The sequence below is a fragment of the Micromonospora sp. NPDC057141 genome (assembly GCF_042670805.1).
Lineage (GTDB): Bacteria > Actinomycetota > Actinomycetes > Mycobacteriales > Micromonosporaceae > Micromonospora.
On the sequence record NZ_JBHUVA010000038.1, the window covers coordinates 1 to 16,374 of the forward strand.

12 protein-coding genes and 1 riboswitch are annotated in these 16,374 nt (G+C 74.1%); of the genes, 3 read left to right on the forward strand and 9 right to left on the reverse strand.

The features are described 5' to 3' along the window. The 5 genes from ACFT41_RS19245 to ACFT41_RS19265 all read right to left on the reverse strand — a co-directional run. On the reverse strand, positions 1 to 777 hold a 777-nt coding region (locus ACFT41_RS19245), incomplete at its 3' end, for a thiamine phosphate synthase (RefSeq protein WP_377613939.1). Positions 778 to 860: 83 nt separating this feature from the next. Continuing rightward, positions 861 to 1,646: a thiazole synthase gene (locus ACFT41_RS19250; protein ID WP_377586132.1), complete on the reverse strand. Its 786-nt coding sequence runs from the start codon at positions 1,644 to 1,646 to the stop codon at positions 861 to 863. A 5-nt stretch (positions 1,647 to 1,651) separates the two neighbouring features. Further along, positions 1,652 to 1,852 (reverse strand): sulfur carrier protein ThiS, encoded by a 201-nt coding sequence (thiS, locus tag ACFT41_RS19255; RefSeq protein WP_377586134.1) that lies wholly within the window; start codon positions 1,850 to 1,852, stop codon positions 1,652 to 1,654. 122 nt (positions 1,853 to 1,974) lie between these two features. Next, complete coding sequence (gene thiO / locus ACFT41_RS19260) at positions 1,975 to 3,120, reverse strand: glycine oxidase ThiO (protein ID WP_377586136.1); 1,146 nt, start codon at positions 3,118 to 3,120, stop codon at positions 1,975 to 1,977. Next, complete coding sequence (locus ACFT41_RS19265) at positions 3,114 to 3,758, reverse strand: thiamine phosphate synthase (protein ID WP_377586138.1); 645 nt, start codon at positions 3,756 to 3,758, stop codon at positions 3,114 to 3,116. The genes thiO and ACFT41_RS19265 overlap by 7 nt, the downstream gene beginning before the upstream one ends. After that, positions 3,753 to 3,860, reverse strand: a riboswitch (TPP riboswitch). Its footprint overlaps the gene before it by 6 nt. Before the next feature lie 483 nt (positions 3,861 to 4,343). On the opposite strand from ACFT41_RS19265, the gene ACFT41_RS19270 reads away from it, so the two are divergent. Both ACFT41_RS19270 and ACFT41_RS19275 read left to right on the forward strand, forming a co-directional pair. Then, the gene (locus ACFT41_RS19270) at positions 4,344 to 10,160 is read left to right on the forward strand and encodes a ThuA domain-containing protein (RefSeq protein ID WP_377586140.1); all 5,817 of its coding nucleotides are present in this window, start codon (positions 4,344 to 4,346) and stop codon (positions 10,158 to 10,160) included. A 78-nt stretch (positions 10,161 to 10,238) separates the two neighbouring features. Continuing rightward, on the forward strand, positions 10,239 to 10,787 hold the full coding sequence (locus tag ACFT41_RS19275; protein WP_377586142.1) for a hypothetical protein: 549 nt from the start codon (positions 10,239 to 10,241) through the stop codon (positions 10,785 to 10,787). A 92-nt stretch (positions 10,788 to 10,879) separates the two neighbouring features. On the opposite strand, the gene ACFT41_RS19280 is transcribed toward ACFT41_RS19275, so the two are convergent. From ACFT41_RS19280 to ACFT41_RS19290, 3 genes are all read right to left on the reverse strand, one after another. Further along, positions 10,880 to 11,824, reverse strand: coding sequence for an aldo/keto reductase (locus ACFT41_RS19280; RefSeq protein ID WP_377586213.1), 945 nt, complete (start codon positions 11,822 to 11,824; stop codon positions 10,880 to 10,882). A gap of 85 nt (positions 11,825 to 11,909) precedes the next feature. After that, a complete protein-coding gene (locus ACFT41_RS19285; protein ID WP_377586144.1) occupies positions 11,910 to 13,586 on the reverse strand; it encodes an ABC-F family ATP-binding cassette domain-containing protein in 1,677 nt (558 codons plus the stop codon). Positions 13,587 to 13,702: 116 nt separating this feature from the next. Then, positions 13,703 to 14,308, reverse strand: coding sequence for a class I SAM-dependent methyltransferase (locus ACFT41_RS19290; protein ID WP_377586146.1), 606 nt, complete (start codon positions 14,306 to 14,308; stop codon positions 13,703 to 13,705). Between the two features lie 139 nt (positions 14,309 to 14,447). On the opposite strand from ACFT41_RS19290, the gene ACFT41_RS19295 reads away from it, so the two are divergent. Further along, complete coding sequence (locus ACFT41_RS19295) at positions 14,448 to 15,518, forward strand: hypothetical protein (protein ID WP_377586148.1); 1,071 nt, start codon at positions 14,448 to 14,450, stop codon at positions 15,516 to 15,518. A 9-nt stretch (positions 15,519 to 15,527) separates the two neighbouring features. Here the strand turns inward: ACFT41_RS19295 and truA are convergent, their stop codons facing one another. Then, positions 15,528 to 16,373: a tRNA pseudouridine(38-40) synthase TruA gene (truA, locus tag ACFT41_RS19300; protein ID WP_377586150.1), complete on the reverse strand. Its 846-nt coding sequence runs from the start codon at positions 16,371 to 16,373 to the stop codon at positions 15,528 to 15,530. Position 16,374: the final 1 nt, after the last annotated feature.

Here is a 16,374-nt window from a genome sequence, read left to right on the forward strand (position 1 = left end):
ACCGTGCCCACTCCGGGCAGTCAGGCTTGATCCCTGCGTGGGCACGGTCGGCCCCAGCCCCGCCGTTCGGGCCTCCGCGTGGGCGTGGCGGGTCCGCGCCTGCGCCCAGGCGGCCGTCAGGGTCGCGGCTGTCTCGGCCGGGTCTGCGGCGCGCATGATCGCGCCCTGCACCGCCACACCCACCGCGCCCGCAGCCACGCAGGCGCGCACCTGGTCCGGGATCCCGATGCCGCCGAGGGCGAGGACCGGCACAGGGCTGACCCGGATCAGCTCGCCGAGCCGCTGCGGCCCGAGGGGCGGGCCGTAGCCGGGCTTCGACCTGCTCGGGTACACCGGCGAGAGAGTCGCGTAGCCCTCGGTGGTCAGTCGGGCCAGCTCGGCCGCGTCGTGGCAGGACCGGCCGACGAGCCACGGGCGCGGACGACCAGCGAGCCCGGGGCGGTCGACGGGGCCGGGGCGGTCGGCCGGGTCGGCGAGGGCGTGGTCGACCGGGCCGGGGCGCGGCGGCGGGTACGGGCCGGCGGCCGGGAGGTGCACGGCGTCGCCGCCGAGCGGGTCGGGGCCCGCCACGATCAGGGTGCCGCCGGCCTCGGCGAGGATCGGGCGCAGCTCGGCGGCGAGCGCGGCTCGCTCGGCGCGGGGCAGGTCCTTCTCCCGCAGCACCACCCACCGCACTCCCCCGGCCACGGCCCCCGCCACCACCCGCCCGAGCCCTCCCGGCGCGCCCCCTCCCCGATCGGTGAGCACCACGACACCGCAGGGCGTCGGCGGCGAGATCTTGGAAGATTCCGGCCCCTGGAGGGGCCACTTCCTTCCAAGATCCGCAAGAGGCGGAGCGGAGGACGGAGCGGAGGACGGGGTCACAGGTCGGGCCTTCCCTCGTCGGGGGTGGAGGGCAGGGCGTGGAAGCGGCGGGGGATGCGGCCCGCCCCGGCCGCGAGGCGGCCCGCCTCGACGGCGTACCGCATCGCGGTGGCCATCGCCACCGGGTCTGCGGCCCGGGTGACGGCGCTGGCCAGCAGCACGGCGTCGCAGCCCAGCTCCATGGCGAGCGCCGCGTCGGACGCGGTGCCGATCCCCGCGTCGAGGATCACCGGCACGTCGACGCTCTGCCGGATCAGGCGGATGTGGTGCGGGTTGTTGACGCCCAGGCCGGAGCCGATCGGCGCGCCCGCCGGCATCACCGCCGCGCAGCCGACGTCGGCGAGCCGCCGGGCCAGGATCGGGTCGTCCGACGTGTACGGCAGCACGGTGAACCCGTCCGCGACCAGGGTCTCGGCGGCGCGCAGCAGCTCCACCCCGTCGGGCAGCAGCGTGCGCTCGTCGCCGATCACCTCCAGCTTCACCCAGTCCGTGTCGAACGCCTCGCGGGCCAGGTGGGCCACCTTCACCGCCTCGCCGGCCGTGTAGCAGCCGGCCGTGTTCGGCAGCAGCCGTACCCCGCACCGCTCCAGCAGGTCGAGCAGCCCGCCGCCCATGCCGGGGGCGGTGTCGACGCGGCGCAGCGCGAGGGTCACCAGCTCGGTGCCGGACGCCCGGATCGCCTGCTCCAGCGTGTGCAGGCTGGCCGCGCCGCCGGTGCCGAGGACCAGCCGGGACCCGAACGTCGCGCCGCCCAGCTCGAACGCGGAGCCCTCCTGGGACATCGCCGTCACCCGCCCTGGGCGGCGCTGAGCACCTCGACGCGGTCGCCGTCGCGCAGCGGCGTCGCCGGCCAGCCGCCGCGCGGCACCACCTCGCCGTTGACCGCGACGGCGAGGCCGCGCCGCTGGTCGGTGACCAGGCCGATCAGGTCGGCCACGGTCGCGCCGGCGGGCAGCGTACGCCCGGCGCCGTTCACCGTCAGTTCCATGTGCGTGCTCCTCCTCGGATGCGTCCCGTGACCGGCACGGAAAGGCGGGACGCGGTGGGCCGGGCCGAAACGCGGTCGGCCGGGTCGGCGGCGGATCGGCGGGTCGGTCGGATCGGCGGCGGTCAGCCGGGCCGGCGCTGGCCGGCGAACCGCTCGGGGGTGAAGGGGGCGAGCAGCGGGTCCACCGCTGCGGAGACCATCGGCTCGGAGACGATCAGTTCGGTGACGAGGTCGGCGGTGACCGGGGTGAGCACGATGCCGTGCCGGTGGTGGCCGGTGGCGGCGAGCACGCCGGGCCGGCCGGGCAGCGGCCCGATGATCGGCCTGTTGTCGGGGGTGCCGGGGCGCAGCCCGGCGGTCGCCTCGACGAGGTCGTACTCGGCCAGCTCGGGAACGAGGTCCACGGCGGCGCGGAGCAGTCGCAGCACCGCCCCGGCGGTGACCTCGGTGTCGGCGCGTTCCTCGACGGTCGCGCCGACCACCACCTCCCCGCTGTCGCGGGGCACCAGGTAGACGGGTTCGCCGTCGGCGTACCCCCGGATGACGTGCCGGAAGCCCGGCGGGCCGCCGTCGGGCGCGCGGAGCCGCAGGATCTGGCCCTTGACCGGCCGGACCGGCAGCCCGGTGAGCGCGGCGGCCCCGCAGCCGGCGGCGACGACGGTGACCCGGGCGTCCAGGTCGGACAGCGCCCGCACTCCGCCGGTGACCAGGGTCGCGCCGGCCCGCTCGGCGGCGGTCCGCAGCGCCGTGACCAGCCGCCGGGGGTCGACCTGGTGGTCGCCGGGGGCCACCGCGCCGCCGCGCACCCGGGTGGCGAGCGCCGGCTCACGGTCGCGCAGCTCCGACGGGCGCAGCGGGGTGATGGGCAGCCCCAACCCCTGCTGGTACGACCACAGCCGCCGCGCCTGCGCCAGGTCGTCGCCGGTGAGCCCGACGACGAGGGTGCCCTCGGTGCGGTAGCCGAGGTCGACGCCGCTGGCCGCGGTCAGCTCGGCGGCGAACTCGGGCCAGCGGGCGGCGGAGGCGACCAGCAGCCCGGTCAGCTCGCGCTCGCCGAAGTAGGCCTCGGCGACCGGCGACAGCATCCCGGCCGCGACGCGGGACGCGCCCGACCCGGGGGCCGGATCGTGCACGGCGACACGCAGCCCGCGCGCCGCGCACCGCCACGCCACCGCCAGCCCGACGACCCCGCCCCCCACCACCGCCACATCGGTAAGGAAGGGCCCCCTGTTGACGCTTTCTGTATAGGAAGGGCCCCCTCCTAACACGTCAGTGCCCCCGAACCCGTCAGTGCCCCGAGCAGCTCGGCGGTGGCCCGCCCCGGGTCGGCGGCGGCGGAGAGCGCCCCGACGACCGCCACCCCGTACGCCCCGGCGGCGCGCAGCGCCGGGACGCCGACGGCGGTCACCCCGCCGATGGCGATCACCGGCACCGCCACGACCCCGGCCACGGCGCGTACCCCGGCGGGGCCGATGGGGTCCGGCAGTCCCGCCTTGGTGTCGGTGGAGTGGCAGGGGCCGACGCCGAGGTAGCTGGCCCCGGCGGCCACCGCCTCGGCGGCCGGCCCCGGTGCCCGGGCGGTCGCGCCGAGCACGGCGGTGGGGCCGAGGACCCGGCGGGCCGCCGCGACCGGCAGGTCGTCCGCGCCGACGTGGCCGCCGGCGGCGCCGACCGCGAGCGCCACGTGCAGCCGATCGTTGACCAGGCACGTCGCCCCGTACGGGGCGCACAGCGCGACCGCCCGCCGGGCCAGGTCGTACGCCTCGCGGTCGGTGGCGTCGTCGGTGACCCGGACCTGGACGACCAGCTCGGCGCGGGCCACCGGCAGGGCGGCGCGCAGCACGGCGAGCGGGTCCCGCCCCGGCCGGGTGTCGGTGATCAGATGCAGTCGCCCAAGGGACGGCACGGCAACTCTCCTCCCTGCGCCGGCATTACCCGGATCAGGTTCGACGGTCGGGGGCTCCAGCCCCCCTCTCAGCCCGGTACACCGGGCTCCCGTGGGTTACGTCCGTGTCACCGTACGACGAATCGGCTGATCCGCCAAGGGATCCGACCGGTGGTCCAGACCACGATCAACCGGCCGGCGAGCCGCTTCTCCCCATTCCTCCGCATGCGCCGGATAGGTCGATCGCCGATACCGAATCGTTACACGCCGACGCCTTGCCGGAAACGAGTCCAGCGGCGCTAATTTGTTCAACCGATCGACATATTTCGGCGCGCGGCCTCGGCGTGGCCCGCACCGACCTACCGGTACGCGGCCTGGCGAGGTCGCGCACCCGATCCGATCGGTACGCGGCCTGGCGTGGCCGCGTACCGATCCAGCGGTACGCGACCCCGTCGCGTGCCGGTCCGGCCGGCGCGGGCTTCGGCCCGCACCGACGTTACAGGTGCCCGGGTCCCGGTCTGGCCCGGCACCGCACCGACCGGGGACGGTCTGCGGCGAAGTCGTCCCCGTGCCCACCACTGTCCAGCTCGGACAAAGGAGCATGGAGTGTCTCCATCCCGCCGCCGCCGCATACCTCGCGGCATCCTCAGCGCCTCACTACTCACCCTGTCCCTCGTCGCCACCGGCCTGGTCGCCGGCACCCCCGCCCAGGCCGCACCGGCCGCGGCGCAGGCGGCACCCCTGGCGGCGCCGGTCGCCGCCGCCACCGACCCGTTCTCGGTGCTCGTCTTCTCGAAGACCGCCGGATTCCGGCACGACTCGATCCCAGCCGGCATCACCGCCATCCAGAAGCTCGGGACCGACAACGGCTTCACCGTCGACACGACCGAGGACGGCGCCGCGTTCACCGACGCCAACCTCGCCAAGTACCAGGCCGTGATCTGGTTGTCGACCACCGGTGACGTCCTCACCGCCGACCAGCAGGCCGCGTTCGAGCGCTACATCAAGGCCGGCGGCGGCTACGCCGGCGTCCACGCCGCCTCGGACACCGAGTACGACTGGCCCTGGTACGGCGAGCTGGTCGGCGCGTACTTCAACAGCCACCCGGCCAACCAGCAGGCCACCGTCAAGGTCGAGGACCACGCCCACCCGTCCACGGCCACGCTGCCGGACAAGTGGTCCCGCTACGACGAGTGGTACAACTTCCGGACCAACCCGCGCGCCGACGTGCACGTCCTGGCCAGCCTGGACGAGAAGTCCTACAACCCGGGCGGCGGCGCGATGGGCGCCGACCACCCGACCGCCTGGTGCCAGGACTACGACGGCGGCCGGGCCTGGTACACCGGTGGCGGCCACACCCAGGAGTCGTACGCGGAGCCGGAGTTCCTCACCCACCTGCTCGGCGGCATCCGCACCGCCGCCGGGGTGGAGAAGGCCGACTGCGGTGCCTCGAAGACCTCGAACTTCGAGAAGGTGACGCTGGACAGCAACACCAACAACCCGATGGAGCTGGACATCGCTCCGGACGGTCGGGTGTTCTACGCCGAGCGTGACGGCCGGGTGCAGATCATCAAGCCGGACACCGGCAACACGGTCACCGCGACCAAGCTGGACGTCTTCACCGGCAACGAGGACGGCCTGCTCGGTCTCCGCCTCGACCCGGACTTCGCCACCAACAAGTGGATCTACCTGTACTACGCGCCGGCCGGTGGTGGCCCCCGCAACTACCTGTCCCGGTTCACCGTCGACGGTGACACCATCGACAAGGCCACCGAGAAGGTCGTCCTCCAGGTCGACACCCAGCGCAACACCTGCTGCCACGCGGGCGGCAGCATGACCTTCGACTCGAAGGGCAACCTGTACCTGGCCACCGGTGACAACACCAACCCGTTCGAGTCGAGCGCCTACACGCCGATCGACGAGCGGACCGGCCGGCAGGACTACGACGCGCAGCGCACCGCCGGCAACACCAACGACCTGCGCGGCAAGGTGATCCGGATCCACCCGGAGGACGACGGCACCTACACGGTCCCGGCGGGGAACCTGTTCGCGCCGGGCACCGCGAAGACCCGTCCCGAGATCTTCGGCATGGGATTCCGTAACCCGTTCCGGATCGGCGTCGACCAGAAGACCGACACCCTCTACGTCGCCGACTACGGGCCGGACGCCGGTTCGGCCAACCCGGACCGCGGCCCCGAGGGCCTGGTGGAGTGGAACATCGTCGCCACCGCCGGCAACTACGGCTGGCCGTACTGCACCGGCAACAACAAGGCGTACAACGACTACACCTTCCCGAACGGGCCGAGCGGGGCGAAGTTCGACTGCGCCGCGCCGGTGAACGACTCGCCCAACAACACCGGCCTGACCAACCTGCCGCCGGCCATCGCGGCCACCGTCGACTACGGCTACAGCGGCGACCCGCGCTTCCCCGAGATCGGCGGCGGCGGCGCCCCGATGGGCGGCCCGGTCTACCGGTTCGACGCCGACAACACGTCGAAGAACAAGTGGCCGGCCTACTACGACGGCAAGGCACTCCTCGGCGAGTGGAACCAGTCGAAGATGTACACGATGCAGGTCAGCGCGGACGGCAAGTCGCTGATCGACATCAACCAGCTGCTCACCGGCATGACCATGGTCCGCCCGATGGACTTCGAGTTCGGGCCGGACGGCGCGCTCTACCTGATCGAGTGGGGCAGCGGCTTCGGCGGCAACAACGACAACTCCGGGGTCTACCGGATCGACTACACCGCCGGTGACCGGGCCCCGATCGCCGAGGCCAGCGCCGACCCCACCTCCGGGCCCGCGCCGCTGACCGTGAACTTCTCCAGCGCCGGCTCCCGCGACCCCGACGGCGGCACGCTGACCTACTCCTGGGCGTTCGGTGACGGGCAGACCTCCACGGAGGCGAACCCGACGCACACCTACGCCACCGCCGGCGACTACACCGCCCAGCTCACCGTCACCAACCCCGCCGGCCGTACCGCCGTGGCGAACGTGCCGGTAACGGTCGGCAACACCGCCCCGACGGTGACCATCGAGTTCCCGCCGAACGGCGGCTTCTTCGAGTGGGGCGACCAGGTCAAGTACACGATCAAGGTGACCGACCCGGAGGACGGCACCATCGACTGTGACCAGGTCCAGCTCCAGGTGCTGCTCGGCCACGACGAGCACGCCCACCCGCTGGAGCAGCACACCGGCTGCACGGGCACCGTGCAGACGTCGCTGGCGTCCGGCCACGGCGCGGAGGCGAACGTCTTCGGCGTCTTCGAGGCGACGTACACCGACAAGGGCGGCGCCGGCGACGCCGGCCCGCTGACCGGCCGGGCGATCGAGCAGTTGCAGCCCAAGCGCAAGCAGGCCGAGTACTTCACCGCCACCGGTCGGGCCCCGGGCAGCACCGGCGGCGGCGACCCGGGCGTGCAGAAGGAGACCGGCTCCGACACCGCAGGCGGCGGCCAGAACATCGGCTTCATCGAGGACGGCGACTGGTGGTCGCTCGCCCCGGCCAGCCTGACCGGGATCGACTCGATCCGGTTCCGGGCGGCCTCGGCGACCGCAGGCGGGCGGATCGAGGTCCGCTCGGGCACCGTCGACGGCCCGCTGGTCGCGTCCGCGGACGTGCCCGGCACCGGCGGCTGGCAGCAGTACGTCGACGTGACCGCTCCGGTCACCGGCACGGCTGAGGGCACGCTGTACTTCCTCGCCAAGCACCCGACCGGCGGCGCCGACTCGGTGTTCAACATCAACTGGATGGACTTCATCGGCCGGGGCGTCACCGACAACGCGCCGCCGCAGGTCAGCGCCACGGCGACGCCGGCCACCGGCACCGCGCCGGTCACCGTCGTCTTCGACGGCACGGCCACCGACGCCGAGGGCGACACCCCGCTGACGTACGCCTGGGACTTCGGTGACGGCCAGACGGCGTCGACCCTCGACGCCACCCACACGTACGCCGTGCCGGGCACCTTCACCGCCACCCTGACGGTGACCGACGCCCGGGGCGCGAAGGCGTACGTGACCGTCCCGGTGAAGGTGGAGGCGGCGAACACGTCCTGCTTCGGGGCGCGCTCGGACGACTTCCTCGGCACCAGCCTCGACAAGGACCGCTGGACCGTGGTCCGGGAGAACCAGCTCTACTCGGTCTCGGGCGGGTCGCTGCGGCTGCCCACCGCCTCCGGTGACCTGTACGGCACCCGCAACGACGCCACCAACCTGGTCCTCCAGCCCGCGCCCAGCGGGGCCTGGCAGGCCACCACGAAGGTCACGCTGCCCGTCACCGCCAACTACCAGCAGGCCGGCCTGCTGATCTACGGCGACGACGACAACTACGCCAAGCTGGACCTGCTCTACAGCGGCTCCCGCCGGGTGGAGTTCATCCGGGAGACCGCCGGGTCGCCACGCAACGAGTCGGCCGACAGCGCCGACGCGCCCACCGGTGACACCATCTGGCTGCGGATGACCAGCGACGGGACGAACCTGACGGCGGAGATGTCCGGCGACGGGACGACGTTCACCCCGGTCGGCCGGTCCGCCGCGCTCGCCGGGATCGACAACCCCCGGATCGGGCTGTTCGCCCTCAACGGCGGCACCACCGCCCCGGTGGAGGACGCGGCGTTCGACTCGTTCCAGGTCACGCCGGACGAGCCGGCCGGGCCCGTCGACCCGTCGGACGAGTTCGGCGGCACCTCGCTGGACAAGTGCCGGTGGAACGCGATCCTGCGGGAGGACGCGGCCACCTACCGGGTGACCGGCGGCGCGCTGCAGATCGACGTGCCGTCCGGTGACATCTACGGCACCGGCAACACCGGGCCGACGAACTTCATCCTCCAGACCGCGCCGTCCGGCGACTGGACCCTGGAGACGAAGGTCGACGGCAGCCTGCTGGCCGAGCAGTACCAGCAGGCGGGTCTGATCGTCCACGCCGACGACGACAACTACGTCAAGTTCGACTTCATCGTGGACAACCAGGCCGGTCAGGCGGTCTCCCGGCGGATCGAGTTCCGCAGCGAGGTCGGCGGGGCCGTGCAGGACCCGCAGCCGCAGGTCTCCGACCTGGCCTCGGGGGTGTGGCACCTGCGGGTGGCGCGCACCGGGAACGACTTCACCGGGTCGTACTCGGCCGACGGGCAGGAATGGACGACGCTCGGGACGGTGAGCAACACCGCCGTCGGGGCCACCCCGAAGGTGGGCCTGTTCACCCTCGGGGCGAACGCGGCCACGTCGAAGACCGCGTCGTTCGACTACTTCCGGATCGGCACCGGGACGGTCGACACGGCCGCGCCGGTGACGACGGCGACGGTCTCCGGCACCCCGACCGAGGGCTGGCACACCGCGCCGGTCACGGTCACGCTCGCGGCGGCCGACGAGGACGGCGGCAGCGGGGTGGCTTCCACCGAGTACCAGCTCGACGGGGCCACCGCGTGGACCGCGTACACCGAGCCGGTGCAGGTCGCCGGTGACGGGGCGCACGAGGTGCGGTTCCGGTCGACGGACTCCGCCGGTAACGTGGAGGAGAGCAAGACGGTCGCCGTGAAGATCGACGCCACGGCGCCGGTCAGCTCGGCGGCGTTCGCCCCGGCGAACGACGACGGCTGGCACGCCGGCACGATCCCGGTGGTGCTCACCTCCACCGACGCCGGTTCCGGCGTCAAGCTGCTGGAATACTCGCTCGACGGCGGCGCCTGGACGGCGTACACCACGCCGGTCGAGGTGACCGGGAACGGCTCGCACGAGCTGCTCTACCGGGCCACCGACACCGCCGGCAACGCCGAGGCGCTGAAGTCGGCCGTGGTGAAGATCGACGGTGACAAGCCGACGCTGCTGGTCTCCGGCATCGCCGACGGCCAGCTCTACGGCGACAGCCAGGACGTGCGGATCTCCTGGCAGGCGGTCGACCCGACCTCCGGCGTCAAGACGATGTCCGGCAAGTTGGACGGCAAGACGTACGCCAACCGCACCCTGCAGTCCATGTACGAGCTGCGGCTCGGCCTGCACGAGCTGGTCGTGACCGCGACCGACAAGGCGGGCAACTCCACCAGCTCGACCGTCCGGTTCTTCGTCACCACCTCGTTCCGGGACATGCAGAACCTGCTGGACCGGTTCAAGGCGACGGGGCGGCTGTCGACGAAGGCGCACAAGGATCTGTCGAGCAAGCTGTCCGCTGCCCGGCAGGCCGAGGCGTCCGGCAAGGACGCGAAGGCGATCAAGCTGCTGAAGGAGTTCCGCACGCTGGTGAACAAGAAGGGCGTCATCAAGGAGGCGGAGGTCCGGGCCGTGCTGACCCGGGACGCCGACTCCATGATCGTCCGGCTCGGCGGCACGGCCAGCACGGCCGGAGTCAAGGCCAACGGCGGCAAGTCGCTGAAGGGCACCGGCCGGCTCGGCGACGACCCGACCCGGCTCGGCCGGGGACGCTCGCTGTAACGGAAACGGGGCCGCTCCCGCCGTGCACGACGACGGCGGGGGCGGCCCCACCCGAACCGAACGAGTGGAGCACGTGCGATGCGTACCCTCAGGATCCTCGCCGCCGCGCTCGTCGCGGCGTGCCTGGTGGCGCTGCCGGCGGGCCCGGCGGCGGCGCACGGCGGAAAGCTCAAGCTGTCGGTGGCCGGCGACGGGGCCGGCGGGGTCACCGTGCAGGCCGTCTACGCCGACGGCCACCGGCTGGACCAGCCGGTGCGGTTGACCCTCACCGCCAAGGGTGAGGGCGACCGGACGGCCGGGCCGGTGCAGCTCGAAATGGCCGGGGAGGGGCAGGGCTTCTACTCCAGTGGCCCGCTGCTCTCCCCCGGTCGCTGGCGGGTGACGGTCACCGCGCCGGCCCCGTACCAGACGTCGGCGACCGCCACGGTGCAGGCCCGCGCCGCGCAGACGCCGCCCGCGCCACGGCCCGTCGCCGTGCAGGCCGGCCCGGACGAGCGGGACCGGCCGGGGACCGGCTGGTGGACGTACGCGGCCGGCGGGCTCGTCGCCGTCGCGCTGCTGGCGGCAGTGCCGCTGCTGCTCGTGCGGCGGCGCCGGCCGGCCGGCCCTGGGGAACCGGCTGCCTGACCGGGCCGAAAGTCGGACGAGGGACGCCGGGGGCGAGCTGCCCCGGCGTCCCTCGCCGTTTGCCCCTCGTCGTTTCGCCGCCGCCGTTCGGCTCAGAGGATGGCGTCGAGCGCGTCCAGGTCGTCGTCGCCGGGCTGCCACACGCCGGCCCCGGCGTTGGCGCGCACCTGCTCCGGCGTGGTGGCCCCCGCGATGACCGAGGTCACCGCAGGCCGGGCGGCCAGCCCGCCGATGGCCACCTGGAGCATGGTGAGCCCCCGCTCGGCGGCGTACGCCCTGATCGCCTCGATGGTGTCCCAGCGGGCGGCGGCGAGGCGCTCGGCGTACCGGCCGCCGCCGGAGAGCCGGCTGCCGGCCGGCGCGGCTGCACCGCGCTGGTACTTGCCGGTGAGCAGGCCGTTCGCCAGCGGGAAGAACGGCAGCATGCCCAGGCCGAAGCGCTCGCAGGCGGGGATGACCTCGGCCTCGACGCCCCGCTCCAGCAGCGAGTAGTGGTTCTGCGCGGAGACGAACCGGGCCCGCCCGTTGGACGAGGCGACCCAGTCGGCGTCGGCGATCTGCCAGCCGGCGAAGTTGGAGTTGCCCAGGTAGCGCACCTTGCCGGCGCGGACCAGGTCGTCGAGGGCGGCGAGGGTCTCGTCGATCGGGGTGCCCGGGTCGGGCTCGTGCATCTGGTACAGGTCGATGTGGTCGGTGCCGAGCCGCCGCAGCGACGCCTCGACCGCGCGGGCGAGGTAGCGCCGGGACCCCCGGGCGCCGAAGTCCGCCCCGTTGGCCCCGTCCATGTCCATGCCGAACTTGGTGGCCAGCACCACCTCGTCGCGGCGGCCCTTGAGCGCCTGGCCGAGCAGCTCCTCGGAGGCGCCGTGCGGCTCGCCGTAGATGTCGGCGGTGTCGAAAAGGGTGATGCCGGCATCGAGCGCCGCGTCGACCACCGCCCGGGTGCCGTCGAGGTCGAGCTTGCGGCCGAAGTTGTTGCAGCCGACGCCGACCACGGACACCACGAGCCCGGAGTCGCCCAGCCGGCGGTACGTCATCTCAGTCACGCAGCAACCCTATAGGTGCGTTAGGAAGGGCCCCTTCTACACCGTTATGCGTTAACAGGGGGCCCTTCCTTGCACCTCACACATCCCAGACCGGCTCGGGGGTCTCGGCCACCTCGCCGTCCTTGCCGAACAGCACGAAGCGGTCGAAGGAGCGGGTGAACCAGCGGTCGTGGGTCACCGCGATCACCGTGCCCGCGAACGCCGCGAGGCCGGACTCCAGCGCCTCCGCGCTGGCCAGGTCCAGGTTGTCGGTCGGCTCGTCGAGCAGCAGCAGCGTCGCCCCGGACAGCTCCAGCAGCAGCACCAGGAAGCGGGCCTGCTGGCCGCCGGAGAGGGTGCCGAACCGCTGGTCGCCCTGCCCGGCCAGCTCGTACCGGCTCAGCGCCGCCATCGCCGCGTGCCGGTCCATCCCGGCCCGGTGGTCGTCGCCGCGCCACAGGACCTCGACCAGCGTCCTGGCCATCAGCTCGGGCCGGTCGTGGGTCTGCGAGAAGTGGCCGGGGCGGACCCGCGCGCCGAGCCGGACCACCCCGTCGTGCGTCACCGGGGCCAGGGCGGCGGCCCCGTCGACCGGGCCGTTGGCCGGGTCCGGGTCGGTGCCGCCCCGGGCCAGCAGCCGCAGGAAGTGCGACTTGCCGGTGCCGTTGGCCCCGAGCACCGCGACCCGGTCGCCGTACCAGATCTCCAGGTCGAACGGGTAGGTCAGGCCGTCGAGCTCCAGCTGCTCGGCGACGACCGCGCGCTTGCCGGTCCGCCCGCCGGTCAGGTGCATCCGGATGTCCTGGTCCTTCGGCGGTACGGGCGGCGGCCCGGCCTCCTCGAACTTGCGCAGCCGGGTCTGCGCGGCCTGGTACCGCGACGCCAACCCGTCGTTGTACGCGGCCTTCTGCTTGTACATCAGCATCAGCTCGCGCAGCTTCTGGTGTTCCTCGTCCCAGCGGCGGCGCAGCTCGTCGAGACGGGCGTGCCGGGCGGTCCTCGCCTCGTGCCAGCTCGCGAAGCCTCCCGGGTGGACCCAGGCGCTGCCGCCCTCGACGGCGACCACCCGGTCGGCGGTCCGGGCCAGCAACTCCCGGTCGTGCGAGACGTAGAGCACCGACTTGGCCGACTCGCGCAGCCGGTCCTCCAGCCATCGCTTGCCCGGCACGTCGAGGAAGTTGTCCGGCTCGTCGAGCAGCAGCACCTCGTCGGGGCCGCGCAGCAGCAGTTCGAGGGCGAAGCGCTTCTGCTGGCCGCCGGAGAGGGTACGCACCGGGCGGTCCCGGGCGGTGTCCCAGGGCACGTCGAGGACGATCGTGGCGACGGTGTCGAAGACGACCTCGGCGTCGTACCCGCCGGCCTCGCCCCAGGCGGCGAGCGCGTCCGCGTACGCGAGCTGGGCCTTGGCGGCGGCGTTACCGAACTTGCCGCGCACCTCGGCCGCCCGCATGGCCGCCTCGGTCTCGGTGAGCCGGCGGCCGGCGTCGCGCAGCGGCGGCGGGGCGAGCGACAGGGCCAGGTCGGCGAGGGTCGAGTCGTCGCCGATCATGCCGATGAACTGGCGCATCACGCCGAGTCCGCCGGAGCGGGCGATCCCGCCGCTGCGCACGGGCAGGTCGCCGGCGACCATCCGCAGCAGCGTCGTCTTGCCCGCGCCGTTCGGCCCGACCAGGGCGACCTTGGCGCCCTCGCCGACCCGGAACGACACGTCGGTGAAGAGCTCCCGGCCGTCGGGGAGAATGTGCCCCACGGCTGCCACGTCCACGTATCCCACGCCGGCATCCTGCCTGAGCGGGCCGGCCCGGCGACAGCCGTTTACCGGCGCGACCCTACGGGCTGCCGGGCCGCCGGCCTACGGGCTGCCGGGCCGCCGGTCGCGCACCGGCCCGGTCAGCGGGTGACCCGCAGCACCCGGTAGCCCTTCTGGCTGGCGTGCCGCCGCACCTGCCAGCCCCGCTCGACCAGCCAGTGGTGCAGCGAGTCGCCGCCGAGGTGGCGGGCGACCACCAGCCAGGCCACGCCGTCGGGGGCGAGCCGGGGCAGCCAGCGCAGCAGCAGCTCGTGCAGGCCCTCCTTGCCGATGCGGATCGGCGGGTTGGACCAGAGCTGGGCGAACCTCACGTCGTCCGGCACGTCGTCCGGGGCGGCGACCCGGACCCGGTCGGCCGCGCCGACGCGCTCGGCGTTGGCGGCGGTGAGCGCCCGGGCCCGCTCGTTGACGTCGACGGCCCAGACGGTGGCCGCCGGGGCGCTGCCGGCCAGCACGCAGGCGATCGGGCCGAAGCCGCAGCCCAGGTCCAGCAGCGGGCCGGCGGTGTCGGGGGCCGGCAGGTCCGCCTTGCGCAGCAGCACGGCGGTGCCGGAGTCGAGGCGGTCGGCGGAGAAGACGCCGCCGGCCGAGGTCAGCACGTAGTCGCGCCCGGCGACGGTGAACTCGACCTCCCGGGGGCGGGCGGCGGTTCCGGGTTCAGCGGAGAAGTAGTGGTCGCCGGTCACGCCCGGCATTCTCGCACTGGCGCCGCGAGCGGGGTGGCGGGGTGGCGTACCCAGCGGAGGCGGGGCGGAGCGCGGCGAGCCACACCGTAGTTTCCGGGTATTACCCCCTAAAGGGATAATACCCCCTACTCTGGGTCGCATGGTGTATCGGTACGAGTCCGATGAGGACGCTTTCGAGGGGCACCCCCGGCCGGGGTCGGACCTGTCGGTGGCCTGGAACCGCCCGCCCGCCCGTACCGGGCCCGCGCCGTCCCGCTTCCCGACACCGTCGCTGCCCCGGACCAGCCGGATCGCGCTGTCCGCGTCCGCCGCGCCCCCGCCGGCTCCCGCGCCGCCACCACCGGCCGCACCCCGCCCCGCCCCGCCGGCCGGCGGGTACGCCACCACACAGCCGCTGCACCTGCCCCGGTCCCGACGCGCCCGGGACACCGGCCGCCACGGCACCCGGCTCTGGCAGGTGATGTTCGGCGGCGCGGCGGTCCTGGCGCTGTTCGCCCTCTGCGGGCTCGGCGGCGCCGCGCTGCTCGCCGACCGGGCCACCGACCCCCAGGTCGCGCCGAGCCCGCCGGCCGCCGCCGCCCCGTCGCCGACACAGGCCGAACGGCAGGACATCGACTCCCGGGACACCGACCCGGCGCCCCTGACGGCCAAGGAGGTCTTCCCCGGCGGGAAGGTCGTGGTCGGCGACGGCGCGGAGCCGTACGAGGTGCTCAAGAGCCAGTCCAGCGGCAGCTGCACGGTCGCCGCCAGCGGCGAGGTGGCGGACCTGCTCGCCACGCTCGGCTGCAACCAGGTGGTCCGGGCGAGCCTGCGCTCCCCCGACGGGGACCACCTGCTCACCGCCGGGCTGTTCAACCTGACCGACAAGGCAACCGCCCAGCGCGTCCGGGACCGGCTGCGGCAACTGCTCGACGAGCGGGAGGGCCGGTTCCGCGGCCTGCCGGCCGGGGACGACACCGAGGCGCTGACCGAGGCCCCGGCCCGGGTCGGCTGGCAGGTACGCGGCCACTACCTCGCGTACTGCCTCGTGGTCCGCGCCGACGGCGAACCGGTGCAGGCCGCCGACCCGAAGGCACGCGAGATCCTCTTCGACCTGATCGAGCTGCACCTCACCAAGGGGGTGCTGGAGCGCCGGGCGACCGGCGGCACCGCCGGCCAGCCGAATCCCACCCCCAGCGACAGCGACGAGGACGACAGCGAGAACGACTGACGCGACCTCTCAGCCCTCGGCGGCAGGCCCGTCGGTGAATACGCGGAGCCGGCGGGTCAGGTCGGCGCGGCGGGCGTACTCGGCGGGGTCGTCGGGATAGCCGACGGCGACCAGCGTGAGCCCGTGCGCCGGGGCCACCGTCACCTCGCTGGACCGCTCCCGCCGGGTCAACAGGCCGCCCGGCCACTCCACCGGGCGCCGCCCGTCCCCCGCCACCAGCATCGCCCCGACCAGGCTGCGCACCATCGCCTGGCAGAACGCGTCGGCCTGGACGGTGGCGACCAGCAGGCCGTCGGGGTCGCGCCGCCAGTCCAGCCGGGTCACCTCGCGCAGCGTGGTCGCGTGCTCCTTGCGCCGGCAGTACGCGGCGAAGTCGTGCTCCCCCACCAGCCCCGCCGCGGCGGCGTTGAGCAACGCCAGGTCGAGCGGCCTCGGCCAGGCCAGCACCTCGTGCCGGCGCAGCGGCTCGGCACCGAAGGGCGCGTCGGTCACCCGGTACTCGTAGCGGCGGAAGGTCGCCGAGAAGCGGGCGTCGAAGTCCGCCGGCACCTCGGTCATCGCCCGCACCCGCACGTCGGTGGGGAGCAGCCGGGCCAGCCGGCGCAGCAGCCGCCCCTCGTGCTCACGCCACACGGCGGCCGGCAGGTCGAGGTGGCAGACCTGGCCGGTGGCGTGCACCCCGGCGTCGGTCCGCCCGGCCACGGTCAGCCCCGTCGCCACGCCCGCGCCGAGGACCAGGTCGAGGGTCTCGGCGAGCACGCCGGCCACCGTCCGCCGGGTCGGCTGGGCCGCCCAGCCGGAGAAACCGGTGCCGTCGTACGCGACCGCCAGCCGCAGCCGGATCCGCTCGTCCACC